Here is a 12,751-nt window from a genome sequence, read left to right on the forward strand (position 1 = left end):
GCTCCCACAGGGATCCCGATTAGCCTCCCGAATTTTGTGTGGACACCGACATGACTGAACGCTGCAATTCCTACTACACCGCCACCCTCAACCAGGACACCGACTACCCGACCCTGCAAGGCCGGCACAAAGTCGACGTGGTGATCATCGGCGGCGGCTTCACTGGCGTCGCCACCGCCGTCGAACTGGCCGAAAAAGGCCTGAAAGTCGCCATCGTCGAAAGCCATAAAATCGGCTGGGGCGCCACCGGGCGCAATGGCGGCCAGGTCACCGGCAGCCTCTCCGGCGACGCTGCGATGCGCAAACAGATGCGCCCGAAACTCGGCGACGAGGTCGATGATTTCATCTGGCACTTGCGCTGGCGCGGGCACGAGATCATCAAGCAGCGCGTGGAAAAATACGCCATCCAATGCGACCTCAAACACGGTCACCTGCATGCCGCGTACAAGCCCAGCCACATGACTGATTTGCGCAACGATTACGAAGAAGCCGTGCGCCGAGGCATGGGCGATGAAGTCAGTCTGCTCGACCGCAGCCAGGTGCGCGATTTGCTGCAAAGCGATCTCTATCACGGCGCGATCAAGAACACCCGCAATATGCACCTGCACCCGCTCAATCTATGTATCGGCGAAGCGCGGGCGGCGGAAAGTCTCGGCGCCCTGATCTTCGAAAACAGCGAAGTGCTGGAAATCATCCATGGCGACACACCGGGTGTGCGCACTGCCCACGGCCAGATCGATGCCAATCAGGTGATGCTCGCCGGCGACGTTTATCACAAGCTCGAACCGGGCCAGCTCAAGGGCAAGATTTTCCCGGCCATGGGCGGCATCGTCACCACCGCGCCGCTCGGCGATCTGGCGAAGCAGATCAACCCCGAAGACCTCGCCGTCTATGACTGCCGCTTCGTCCTCGACTACTACCGCCTCACCGCCGACGGACGCCTGCTGTTCGGCGGCGGCGCCAACTACAGCGGCAAGGACTCGCGCGACATCGCCGCCGAATTGCGCCCGTGCATCGAACAGACCTTCCCGGTGCTCAAAGGCGTGCAGATCGATTACCAGTGGAGCTGCGCGATGGGCATCGTCATCAACCGCATCCCGCAACTGGGCAAGCTCTCGGACAACGTCTGGTATTGCCAGGGCTACTCAGGGCATGGCATCGCCACCACCCACATCATGGGCGAAATCATGAGCCGGGCGATCACCGGGCAGATGGAGCAGTTCGATACGTTTGCGGCGTGCCAGCACATTCGCGTGCCGATGGGGGACTTGCTGGGCAATCCATTGCTGGCGGCGGGGATGTGGTATTACCAGATGCTTGAAAAATTGCGTTGACTGGACTGACCCCATCGCTGGCAAGCCAGCTCCCACAGTGACTGCGTCGTACGCTACTCAACCTGTGGGAGCTGGCTTGCCAGCGATGGGGCCATCAGCCTCAACACAAGACTCAATCAGGCAACTGCTCCACCTCAATCCCCAACCGCCGGTAATCCTCAACATTACCCGACGCCAGATGTCGCTCGGTAATCAGCGTATGCACCCGCGTGCACGGCGTCACCACGAACGGCTCGACCGCGCCAAGCTTGTCCGCCGTGGTCACCGCGATCACCTGCGCAGCACTTTCGAACAGCGCCTGCTTCACTGGCACTTCATCGAAATACAGCGAACTCAATCCCACCTCCGGATGAATCGCGCACACCCCGGTAAACAGCAGGTCAGCCTTGATGCTTTGCAGCAGACGCACCGTTTCGTGACCGCTGACCGACATGGTCGCCAGGTTCAACTGCCCGCCCGCCAGAATCACCTTGATGCCCTTGTACTCGGCGAGGGTGATCGCGGTCATCGGCGAGGTGGTCACGGCAGTGAGCTTGATATCCGCTGGTAGCGAACGCGCAATCTGCAGCGTGGTGGTGCCGGAATCGAACAGCACGATCTGGCCATCCTTCACCCGCCCGGCGGCGAGTTGCGCCAGGCGTGTCTTCACCTCATCGGTTTCACTGATGCGGGTGAAGTAATCCTTGCCGGTGTCTTTCGGTCGCGGCAACGCACCACCGTGAACCCGCTGCACCAGGCCGGCGTTGTCCAGTTCGGCGAGGTCGCGGCGGATGGTGTCTTCGGACACGGCAAAATGCTGGCTCAACTCGGACGCCATGACCTTGCCGTCGCGTTCGAGGATCAGGAGGATTTTCTGCCGACGCAGGGATGGGAGCTCGGTAACCGAATGATCGTGCATGGTTATGCCTGTTTATGCTTGTAATTGCAGGTTTTCGCCGAGATTAGCCAAAACCTCGGGCAAACACAAACAGGCGGGCATCAATTGTCTCGATCATTGGAATCAGCAAGGGGAATTTTTCCTTTGCATTCAGCCTGTTCAGAATGGCCCCACTCTCAACAGGCTTCAGGATGAACACCTTATGAATCTCAATTTCGCTTTCGCTTGCATGATCGTCGTGTCGTTCGCGATTGCCTTGGGCCACGCCTGAGGCATCAAACCGACGCTGCCAGATGCTCGCGAAACCACTTGTGCGCGGGATCACGGTGCAGTCGCTCGCCCCAGAACATCGCCATTTCGTAGCCCGGCACCTGCAGCGGTGCCTCGACCACTTGCAACGCCGGGTTACCGCGCACCAGCCGTGACGGCAGCATCGCCACCAGATCGGTGCTCGCCAGCACCGACATGACCATCAAAAAGTGCGGCACCGACAGCACCACTTTGCGCGACAGCCCCACGTCGGCCAGCACCTTGTCTGTCACCCCGAAAAAGCCCCCGCCTTCACGCGACACCATCACGTGTTCCAGTGCGCAGAATTCCTCGCGGCTCGGTTTGCCCGTCAAATCCGGATGCCCGAGACGCCCGGCCAACACATAGCGCTCGGTAAACAGCACCCGTTGATGCAGGTCCAGCGGCGCGTCTTCGGTGATGTGCAGCGCCAGATCGAACACACCCTGCTCCGCTTGCTTGACCAATTGCGCTGGCATCAGGTCGATAACCGCCAACCGAGTGCCCGGTGCCTGCGTACGCAAACCACTCAGGGCTGGCAGGAGAACGGTAGATTCGCCGTAATCCGTCGCCGCGACTTTCCAGGTCTGGGTCGCCAGTGCGGGGTCGAACGCAGCAGCCGGCGCCACCGCCCGTTCCAGTGCTTGCAGCGCCTCGCGCAAAGGCTCGCGCAACTCATCGGCCCGCGCCGTCGGACGCATGCCGCGTGGGCCGGGGAGCAACAGCGGATCGCCAAAGATGTCACGAAGCCTGGCCAAATGAACGCTCACCGAAGGCTGCGAGAGGTTCAACCGTTGCGCCGCGCGGGTGACGTTGTGCTCGGACAGCAACACGTCGAGGGTCAACAGCAGATTGATATCCAGCCGTCTCAAATTATTCATGGCTATACCAGACATATCAGACATTCATTTCCAATATACCTGTGGAGCGCCGATCCTGCTGCCATTCAGCCACGGAGTTCCCCCATGAAAGTGCTATTGGTTTACGCCCATCCCGAACCCACCTCCCTCAATGGCTCGCTCAGGGACTTCACCGTCCAGCGCCTCGAAGCCGCCGGTCACAGCGTGCAGGTTTCCGACCTTTACGCGATGAACTGGAAAACCACCCTCGACGCCGACGACGCCCCCGAGCGCGATAAAAACCAGCCGTTCCACGCCTCCCTCGATTCGAAATGCGCCTACGCCCAAGGCACACAAGCCGCCGACATCGCCCGCGAGCAGGAAAAATTGCTGTGGGCCGACGCGCTGATCCTGCAATTCCCGCTGTGGTGGTTCACGATGCCGGCGATCCTCAAGGGCTGGGTCGATCGGGTTTACGCCTACGGGTTTGCCTACGGTGTGGGTGAACACTCCGACAGTCGTTGGGGCGAGCGTTATGGCGAAGGGAAGATGAAAGGCAAACGGGCGATGTTGATGGTCACCACCGGTGGCTGGGAATCGCATTACAGCCCGCGCGGGATCAATGGGCCGATGGATGATCTGCTGTTTCCGATCCAGCACGGGATTCTGCACTACCCCGGTTTTGAGGTGCTGCCGCCGTTCCTGATTTACCGCACCAGTCGCATGGATGAAGCGCGGTATGCCCAGACGACTGATGAACTGGGACGGCGTCTGGATGAGTTGTGGAGCACGCGGCCAATTGCGTTTCGACATCAGAATGCAGGGGATTACGAGATTCCGGCGTTGACGCTCAAAGATGCCATTGCCCCGGACAGTGAAGGTTTCGCCGCACACATTCGTTAAGCCCAAAAAGATCGCAGCCTGCATTAGCTCTTACCGGGGGTACGCAATCCCAACGCAGGAGTTGCCGCAGGCTGCGATCTTTTGATCTTAATCAGCAACCACCACCCGCGCCTTGCGCACAAACAACGCGTGGGCCTTGTCCCAAAAGTTGCCGCCGAGCACAAAAAAGCTGCCCACAAACATCAAATCCCCAAGCAATTGCAACTGCCACAAATTGGGCCGCAACCCCGGCCAGAAGTTATCAAAATACGGCTCCAGAAACGACGTCAGCAACGGCAGGCAAAACATCACCACGCCCACCCGATGCCGCAGCGGCGAGACTTCGGCGACAGGGGTCGGAAGCATCCCCGAGACATGTCGGCCAATCGTGCGTTTCAGTTCAGCGAATCCGGCCTTGCCCATCACCGCGATCACCAGCAGCAACAGCACTTTGTTACTGATAAACAGCACCCCCGTCAGCGCCGCGACTTTCGAGCCGGGTACATCGAGAGCGGCGGCCAACGGCACCATTAGCCACGAGCCAAGCATCAGGCAGATGATCGCCACACCGACCTTGAAGCGCCAGGTGGCAGCGGGGGCCGGTGTCACCGGATCTTGAGCAGTTTCCATGGTCTCGTACCTGTTTGGGTGGGGGCTGATGCCTGAAAAGCGTAGCAGCAGATTCGCCCGAACAATTTGCAATTCGCCGTCTATGCTCCACTGATATTTGCGGGTCAGGGACATAACGCAATGCCTTCGACAACAGCCCTGCTGACGCGGCCCGGTCATCTGTTGTTGCTTGTCGCCTTGAGTTTCAGCGGCTGCGTGCGCCTGGGGCCGGATTTTCAGCCGCCCGCCGAGACGTGGAGCAAGCAATGGAACAGCGTGGCGCTGGAACAGGCCAGCGAACGTGCCGCCCAGCCGGATCTGCGCCAGTGGTGGCAGGTGTTCGCCGACCCGGTACTCGATCGCCTGATCAGCGAAGCCGATGCGCACAACAGCAGCCTGAAAATCGCCGGGCTGCGAGTGCTTGAAGCTCGCGCCCAATTGGGCATAGCTGAAAGCGGGCGCTATCCGCAACTGCAACAGCTCGGTGTCGACAGCCTGTACGTTGATCGCCATCAATCTGGCGGCAACAACCCGCAGGATCTGCATTTCTGGCAACACAGCGCCGCGTTCGATGTCGGTTGGGAGCTGGATTTCTGGGGTCGTTTCAGCCGTGCCATCGAGTCGTCCGACGCCAGCTACTTTGCCGCGCAGGCCAATTACGAAGACGCCCTCGTGCTGCTGCGCGCGCAAGTCGCCGACACCTATTTCTCCCTGCGTACCACCGAAGCACGCCTGCGCGTCGCCCGGGAGAACGCCGTCCAGCAGAAGCGCAATTTCGAAATCACCGAAAAACTCTTCAACAGCGGCCAGACGGCCGAACTCGACCTGCAACAGGCGAAAACCCAATACCTCGGCACGCTCAGCAGCCTCCCCGCATTCGAAGATCAAGTCCTGCGCACCCGCAACGCTTTGGCAGTTTTAGTCGGCCAGCCACCCGGTGGCGCGGCCTTGCTGGCCGAGCAAACAGGTTTGATTCCATTGCTCGATCGCGCCGTGCTGCAAGACGTCCCGGCCAACCTGCTGTTGCGTCGCCCGGATATACGCGCGGCAGAACTGAATGTTGCCGCGCAATCGGCGCTGGTCGGCGTCGCCGAAACCGATCTGTATCCGTCGCTGACCTTGCTTGGCAGCATCGTCTGGTCCAGCGATTCCCTTGGCGCGACGCCGCGCAGCCTCGATCTGATCGGAGGCCCGAGCCTGCGCTGGAACATCTTCGATTACGGCCGTATCCGCAACAACATACGGGTGCAGGACGCGCGTTTGCAGCAACTGATCGAAGCCTATCGCGACAAGGTCCGCCAAGCTGCGCGCGAAGCCGACGATGCCGCCAGCGGCTTGAGCAAAGCGCTGGAGCGCGAACGCATTCTGCGCGAGGCCGAAGGCGCTGCGCGACGTTCGCTGGTGCTGGCCAACACGCAATACCGCGAAGGTTATTCCGACTTTCAGCGGGTGCTCGACGCGCAACGCGCCCTGCTCGAATTGCAAGATAACTATCTGGTCAGCCGTAGCAACGCCGTGAGCAACCTGATCGCCCTGTACAAAGCCCTCGGCGGCGGCTGGCAAAGCAACGCGCCGCAGGTCGATGAGCCGACACGGCAACAAATGCAACAACGCACTAATTGGGGCGATTTGCTCAGCGCGCCGCCCGCCCAACCGGCGTATCCCCTCCCATCGCAGGTAACCCGTCATGACTGAAGCCGCGCCACCCGCCCCGGCCCCCGCGCCTGCCCAGCCCGATCCTGCAAAAAAAGGCATCCGCTGGGTGCTTTTGCTGATCGTACTGAGCCTGGCCTGGTACCTGCTCGCCGACCGCTACACGCCCTATACCCAACAAGCGCGGGTCGGCGCATTCGTGATTCCGGTGGCGGCGGAAGTTGCGGGTCGGGTGATCCGCGTCAACGTGCGCAACAATCAGGATGTAAAGGCTGGCGATGTCCTCTTTGAACTCGACCCACAGCCACTGCAAATAGCGGTCGATCGGGCGAAAGCCGATCTGGAATCGACCCGCCGTCAGGTCGGTGCGAGCACTGCCGGAATCGCTTCGGCGCAAGCTTCATTACGCGCAGCCCAAGCCAACGAACTCAAGGCGCGGCAGGACAATCAGCGGCTTGAAGGTTTGTATAAACAGGACCCTGGCACGGTCTCTGTCCGTCTTCTTGAGGTATCGCGAGCCAACCGCGAACAAGCGGTCGCCCAAGTCGCCGCTGCCCGCGCCGAAGTACAGCGCGCACAAGAGCAGGAAGGCGGCAACACCGACACCAACGCCCAGTTGCGCAGCGCTGCCTCGGCACTGGCCAAAGCCGAACTGGATCTGGCCAACACCCGCATCGGCGCGCGTTCGGCCGGGTTGATCACCGACCTGCGCACCGACGTCGGCCAGTTCACCGCCGCGGGCAGCCCGGTGATGACCTTGATCGCGATTCATGACGTGTGGATCAGCGCCGACCTCACCGAAAACAACCTCGGCCGCGTGCAACCCGGAACGGCGGTGGCCATCGTCCTCGACGCCCTACCCGGTGAGGTGCTTGAGGGCCGGGTGCGCAGCGTCGGTTACGGCGTCAGCGTCGGCCAGACCCCGGCGCCGGGCACCCTGCCGAGCATCCAGAACAGCCGCGACTGGTTGCGTCCGGCGCAGCGTTTTCCGGTGATCATCGAGTTCACGGAAGAGGCAAAGAAACGCCTGATAGACAGCCGCGCCATCCGTGCTGGCGGTCAGGCTGAAGTCATGGCGTTCCCCAGCGAAGGCAATCCGCTCAACCCGTTGGGACGGTTGTTTGTCAGCCTGATGAGCTGGCTGTCGTATGCCTACTGAGCGCAGCGTCCCGACGCAACGGGCCTTGCGCCTGGCGTTCGGCACGGCGCTGTGCACCGCTGCCAGTTATGCCTTGGCATTGCCGCTGGCGTTTATTTCGCCGGTGTTGGCGGTGTTGCTGCTGGCCAGTCTGCCCCGGCCATTACCGCTCAAAGGTGCGTTGGTATTGGCGCTGGCGGCGGCGCTCACCACGAGCATTGGCCTGCTGTTGGTGCCGTTGCTGCGTTATTACCCGGTGAGCGGCGTGTTGTTGATCGGCACCGGTTTGTTTGTGGTGTTTCGCTTTGGCCTGCGTGGCGGCAATCCGTTGATCGTGACGTTTCTGATGATCGGCATGACCATGATTTCTGCCGCCGGGTTCGCCGAGTTTGATCTGGCGATGGCGGTGATTGGCGCGTTGGTCAAAGGCCTGTTACTGGCGGTCGCGGTGGTCGGTATCAGTCACGCACTGTTTCCGGAACGGCCCGACAGCCCTGTGCCCCCGAAGCCGCCCGCGATGCCCGCCGACGAAGTCCCGCGTGTGGCCTTGCGCGCCACGCTGATCGTGCTGCCAACCTTTTTGCTGGCCCTGAATGACCCGGCGAGTTACCTGCCGATCATCCTCAAAGCTGTCAGCCTCGGCCAGCAAAGCTCCACCACTCACACCCACCACGCCGGGCGCGAATTGCTCGGCTCGACCCTGCTCGCGGGTGTACTGGCGGTACTGCTGTGGTGCGGATTGAGCCTGTTCGTGCACCTGTGGATGTTCTTTCTGTGGATGCTGCTGTTCGGGTTATGGCTGGCGCGCAAACTCTATCGCCTCAGTCCGACGCGGTTCAGTCCGGGCTTCTGGCTCAACACCCTGGTGACGATGATCATCCTGCTCGGCCAATCAGTGCAGGACAGCGCCGCCGGCAAAGACGTCTACACCGCATTCGCCGTGCGCATGGGCCTGTTCATTCTGGTGACGCTCTACAGCGCACTGATGATGCACCTGCTCGAAGCGCACAAACCCCAGCGTCAAGGCGTGACCTGATAGCCGCGCCCTTGCAGACACCCGGTGTAGGCACTGGAACTGGCTGCCGCATCGGTTTTGCTCTGCGCGCGTCGCTCCTGCCGCTGCCGTGCGCCACCGACTACAGCGCCGGCGGTTGCCGTCTGTCTGGCGCGGTTCTGCCGGTAATCCTGCTTACGGTCATCGTCGACCGCATCGTACAACTCGTCGTGCTGGCGACCGCGCACCTCAGCCGCTGTTGCACCGGCCGCAGCACCCACGGCAGCGCCCTTCAGGCGACCGCCGGTTTGCGGGGTTGATGTGGTGGAACTGGCGGCGACCGAGTGGCAGTCGTTGATGTCGATCTGGGTTTGTTGCGAGGTCTGGCCCTTGAGCGGGACGACGGTTTGCGCATTGGCTTGCGTGGCGCAAAGAGCGGCGATCAAGAGAGCGGTGGACGATAAACGGTTCATGATTACCTCCGGCGGGGCCTGGATTGGCTGTGAGGCGGGGTAATCGGGAAGTGTAGTTCAACAGCAGCAATCTCATTTGCGTGGTGAAGGAGCAAACTCCCTCACCACGACGGATGATGCGTAGTCAGGCCCCCTCCCGCACCCGCCGCACCTGCACCAACAACGCCGGCGCAAAATGCAGCAGCACCATCCGCGCCAAGTGGTGAGTCAGGATAAACACCACGTTCAGCCCACCGGCAAACGCGACAATCGCAATCGTCTCGATCGCCCCCGGCATGTACGCCAGCCATAACGACAACGGATCACTCCCGAGGAATCGCGCCGCCACTTCGGCAAATGCCGCCGCGACTACGATCATCAACCCGACCGAGATCAGCGCCGTGCGGCCATGCAGGCCCAATTCCTTGAAGCCCAAACCCTGGAACCGCGAGCCGATGCGCACGCCGAGAATCAGCGCCGCCAGATTCAAGCTCCAGTCGGGCATGTGAAAACCGTGCAACCAGCCTGTTTTTACACAGACTGCGGTGATGATGATCGCCGTGAGCATGAAGGGCGCCGGCACGCCAATCACCAGCAGCAATCGACCGAGCACGACGCTCAAGCCGATTACCGAGAAAACCGTCAGCGCCATGCCGGTGGTCAACGGATCGCTTTCAACAGCAGCCACTGAAACCTGCCCCGGAATCAAAAAACTCACCAACACCGTGATCAGCAGTAACCGCATCAGATGCACGATGATGACTTTGCTCGACGCCTTCTCCGACTCGAGCAAATCAAACACCGCCGCCAGTGCCCCCGGATACACCGCGAGTAGCGCATCCGTGCGGTTCCACCCTGCCCCACGCGTCAGCCACCAACCGGCCAGGGCAATCTGCACCGTCAGACACAGCAGCAAAACGCCAAGGCTTGGGAGCATGGTCGACGCCGTCGCACTGTCCCACGCCTCAAACATCAGCCCGGTGGCGATGCCCAGCGAGACCTGGATATAACCCAGCCCATAAGGCGTTGCGGGTGCGAAACCTGACTTCGTCACGACCAGTGCCGTGACAAGGATCGAACCCAGCAACAAGCCGTGAGGCACGCCGAGGGATTGCAACGCAACGCCAAACCCGGCGGCGATCAACAGACACAGAATGGATTTCATATTCGCCTTCCTGGCTATTCGAATGACTTAAGCGCGCAACCGTCCGATCGCGCGTCGGTATTTTTCGACCCGTTCCAGATCCTCCCAACTCGGCGAGGCGATCCGTGACAGGTCGCTGTTTTCTTCCAGATCTGCGAGTTTGACCACGCGACCGATCGGGTTCTGTGCGGCGCGTACGACGAAATCCTCGTAGGACTCGCCGGGCACTTTGGTCACCGATGCGATGGCCGTCAGCACCTCTTCGCTGAAGCCTTCCTTGCGCAAGTCGTCGAGACTGATAGCGCAATCCTCGACCACATCGTGCAGCACCGCGACGATGCGCTCCTCCAGCGTGGTCATGCGCAGCATCACCTTCAGCGGATGCAAAATGTACGGCGCTCCGCCCTTGTCCACCTGCCCAGCGTGGGCCGCAGCGGCGATGGCGATTGCGCGTTCAAGCGTCTGAGTCATGAGAATCTCCCCAAGTTAAATGCCATACCGGCCGCCAACGTGGATATTGCGTTTGAGCCAAGCGCCAATGGCCTTCAAGCGACCGACTGGCTTCGCTGGCTCGGAGTGACGCTTGAGAATCATCGACACCAATGTCACTTGATCCACACCAGGATGTGCATCGATCAACTCAGCGACCCAGGCACAATCAGACTTCTTCAAATGCTCACGCCACTCACCGGGCCAGGCCTCCAGCTCATCCAGCGCCAACCAGATCGCGCCGCCCTGCTCGGCATGCCCGCCACCAATCGATTGTTCGAAACAAAAAGGCGTGGCCGCTCGGGTCAAGTCGATGCTGAAGAAGTAGACGTCGTGGGTCTTGTGCTGCGGCGTGGGGGCGTTATTGCGACCGCCGATTTCGATCATGTGTGGGTCCGTCCGTGGCGAGGCGTTACAAACTGTTTCATGCATACCATCACGGATTCACCCAACCATGGCAAATCAAAAATCAACTGAATCGCACCAATCAACATCCGAAGACACTTCGAATTTTTGTCCTGCGCATAGGCCGGCCATGAACTTTTCTTTAAAGTGATGTCAATGCGATATCGCTAATTGTCTTTAGTCATGCGGCATCACTCAGCGTCAGGCTGTTTCCTGACAATCATGGAAGTACCCCCGATGAGACTGATTCTCTTGATGTTATTGATGTTGAGCGGCTACGCGCACGCCGGTTGTGAAAACATCAAAAACGATGACATGCGCAGGGACTGCAGAGCCACGACCAATGGCTGATGGGTGCCACCGACGCCACTGTCCCCAAGAGTCGTTTCGGCCCGGCCATCTCGCGAATAATGTTTGCCCGCCTCTGGCACGAGGCGGGCACTCGGGATTGACCGTTCGGTATACTCCCCCCGCCATGCTTGCCCCGCATCACGCCTCAACCTGGAAAGGACACCGATGAGCAGTATTCCACTCTCCGAACAGATGGGCGCAATGGCCTTGGTCGATGAGTTGCGCCATCAGCAGAAACAGGTTCAGGAACACCTCGATCTGCCGCGACGCCGAGCCGAAATTGCCGAGCTCATTCGCAGCTATTACCAGAACCACAACATCGCATTCGACGACAACCTGATCGAACAAGGCGTGCGTCAGGTGTTCGCGCGTCGCCTGCTGCTGGAAATGCCGCCCGTGGGTGCAATCGACACCTGGCTGATCAACACGTTAGTCCGGCGCTCCGGTGTGATCAAAACGCTGCGAACCTCTGCCATGGTGCTATTGGGCATTGCCTTCGTGGTCTACAAATTCACTAGCCCGACGGTTTACAGCCCAGCCGAAGTGAGCGAGATCAGCACTGACGCCGCGATTGTCCGCGATGATCGCAAAAAGCTGTTCCGGGAGGTGGACAAGCAGCGTGGCGCCGTGGAGGCCCTGGCTCGCAGGCTGGCCGAACAACCGGACCCGCAGGCCAGCGTATTGCTGCAGCGCGCCCGGAGCGCGCTGCCGGCTACCGACGTACGCACGTCTATCGGTCTTTCCGAGCCCGTCACATCGGCAAACGCAGCCGCGATCGAAGGTCGGGTCAAAGAACTCGAAGAGGGCCGGTATGCAGTCAACCGGTCTCTGTACGATGTTGAAGGCAATGTGAAGTATGCCGGACGTATCCTCGACACTCGTAATCAACTCAAAGAAATGCTGCAAGACCCGAAGTTTGCCCTCGGGATTGCCCACTCCAGCAATCTGGACCAGCGTCTGGCGGAAGTCGACCAGTTGCTCAAGCAAGTCACCGACTACGACAGTGCCCAGGATGCTTCAACGGCGTACAACGATCTGCGTGGCGATCTCTGGAACTATGAACAAGACATGCTCGAACTGCAGTCCATGCGCTACCGCTCGCTGAAAGAGCGCATCACCTCCCGCAGGGTACCGGATGAAATCCGACCCCAACTGCGCAGAAAAGTCGAAGTCATCCACCAGTTCCTTGAAGCCGGTGACTCGGCGGCCGCCGAACGAAAAATCAATCATCTGATCAGCTCGATGAAAGATGCAGGCTACTGGCGCCGCTGGGGTGGTTCGGGAGAATGACAGATT

General features: G+C 60.5%; 14 protein-coding genes. 6 read left to right on the forward strand and 8 right to left on the reverse strand.

Annotated elements, in window-relative coordinates:
• Positions 1-50: 50 nt before the first annotated feature.
• Positions 51-1,334, forward strand: coding sequence for an NAD(P)/FAD-dependent oxidoreductase (locus tag ACVVH8_RS17770; protein ID WP_475225271.1), 1,284 nt, complete (start codon positions 51-53; stop codon positions 1,332-1,334).
• Between the two features lie 112 nt (positions 1,335-1,446).
• On the opposite strand, the gene ACVVH8_RS17775 is transcribed toward ACVVH8_RS17770, so the two are convergent.
• Genes ACVVH8_RS17775 through ACVVH8_RS17785 form a run of 3 tightly spaced genes read right to left on the reverse strand, consistent with a single transcriptional unit; the run spans position 1,447 to position 3,380 of the window.
• Positions 1,447-2,232 (reverse strand): DeoR/GlpR family DNA-binding transcription regulator, encoded by a 786-nt coding sequence (locus ACVVH8_RS17775; protein ID WP_475225273.1) that lies wholly within the window; start codon positions 2,230-2,232, stop codon positions 1,447-1,449.
• A 43-nt stretch (positions 2,233-2,275) separates the two neighbouring features.
• Entirely contained in the window at positions 2,276-2,536 is a 261-nt protein-coding gene (locus tag ACVVH8_RS17780; RefSeq protein WP_475231254.1) for a hypothetical protein, read from the reverse strand.
• A complete protein-coding gene (locus ACVVH8_RS17785; RefSeq protein ID WP_212809264.1) occupies positions 2,487-3,380 on the reverse strand; it encodes a LysR family transcriptional regulator in 894 nt (297 codons plus the stop codon). Before ACVVH8_RS17785 ends, ACVVH8_RS17780 begins: the two co-directional genes overlap by 50 nt.
• A gap of 84 nt (positions 3,381-3,464) precedes the next feature.
• On the opposite strand from ACVVH8_RS17785, the gene ACVVH8_RS17790 reads away from it, so the two are divergent.
• Positions 3,465-4,241, forward strand: coding sequence for an NAD(P)H-dependent oxidoreductase (locus ACVVH8_RS17790; protein ID WP_475225276.1), 777 nt, complete (start codon positions 3,465-3,467; stop codon positions 4,239-4,241).
• An 87-nt stretch (positions 4,242-4,328) separates the two neighbouring features.
• Here the strand turns inward: ACVVH8_RS17790 and ACVVH8_RS17795 are convergent, their stop codons facing one another.
• A complete protein-coding gene (locus ACVVH8_RS17795; RefSeq protein ID WP_475225279.1) occupies positions 4,329-4,850 on the reverse strand; it encodes a transporter suffix domain-containing protein in 522 nt (173 codons plus the stop codon).
• Between the two features lie 120 nt (positions 4,851-4,970).
• Between ACVVH8_RS17795 and ACVVH8_RS17800 the strand changes: the two genes are divergently transcribed.
• Genes ACVVH8_RS17800 through ACVVH8_RS17810 form a run of 3 tightly spaced genes read left to right on the forward strand, consistent with a single transcriptional unit; the run spans position 4,971 to position 8,656 of the window.
• Positions 4,971-6,524: an efflux transporter outer membrane subunit gene (locus ACVVH8_RS17800; RefSeq protein ID WP_475225281.1), complete on the forward strand. Its 1,554-nt coding sequence runs from the start codon at positions 4,971-4,973 to the stop codon at positions 6,522-6,524.
• Positions 6,517-7,641 (forward strand): HlyD family secretion protein, encoded by a 1,125-nt coding sequence (locus ACVVH8_RS17805; protein WP_475225284.1) that lies wholly within the window; start codon positions 6,517-6,519, stop codon positions 7,639-7,641. The genes ACVVH8_RS17800 and ACVVH8_RS17805 overlap by 8 nt, the downstream gene beginning before the upstream one ends.
• Positions 7,631-8,656: a DUF2955 domain-containing protein gene (locus ACVVH8_RS17810; protein WP_475225286.1), complete on the forward strand. Its 1,026-nt coding sequence runs from the start codon at positions 7,631-7,633 to the stop codon at positions 8,654-8,656. The genes ACVVH8_RS17805 and ACVVH8_RS17810 overlap by 11 nt, the downstream gene beginning before the upstream one ends.
• Here ACVVH8_RS17810 and ACVVH8_RS17815 read toward each other — a convergent pair.
• The 4 genes from ACVVH8_RS17815 to ACVVH8_RS17830 form a co-directional block, all read right to left on the reverse strand.
• Complete coding sequence (locus ACVVH8_RS17815; protein WP_475225288.1) at positions 8,641-9,087, reverse strand: hypothetical protein; 447 nt, start codon at positions 9,085-9,087, stop codon at positions 8,641-8,643. The genes ACVVH8_RS17810 and ACVVH8_RS17815 overlap by 16 nt on opposite strands.
• A 124-nt stretch (positions 9,088-9,211) precedes the next feature.
• The gene (locus tag ACVVH8_RS17820) at positions 9,212-10,231 is read right to left on the reverse strand and encodes an AbrB family transcriptional regulator (RefSeq protein ID WP_475225291.1); all 1,020 of its coding nucleotides are present in this window, start codon (positions 10,229-10,231) and stop codon (positions 9,212-9,214) included.
• A gap of 27 nt (positions 10,232-10,258) precedes the next feature.
• Positions 10,259-10,681 (reverse strand): HD domain-containing protein, encoded by a 423-nt coding sequence (locus ACVVH8_RS17825; protein ID WP_475225293.1) that lies wholly within the window; start codon positions 10,679-10,681, stop codon positions 10,259-10,261.
• Positions 10,682-10,696: 15 nt separating this feature from the next.
• Positions 10,697-11,086 (reverse strand): hypothetical protein, encoded by a 390-nt coding sequence (locus ACVVH8_RS17830; protein ID WP_123528973.1) that lies wholly within the window; start codon positions 11,084-11,086, stop codon positions 10,697-10,699.
• Positions 11,087-11,620: 534 nt separating this feature from the next.
• Here ACVVH8_RS17830 and ACVVH8_RS17835 point away from each other — a divergent pair.
• Positions 11,621-12,745, forward strand: a complete 1,125-nt coding sequence (locus ACVVH8_RS17835; RefSeq protein WP_475225296.1) for a DUF6384 family protein — start codon at positions 11,621-11,623, stop codon at positions 12,743-12,745.
• Positions 12,746-12,751: the final 6 nt, after the last annotated feature.

The organism is Pseudomonas trutticola BRTCR10 (assembly GCF_056155105.1).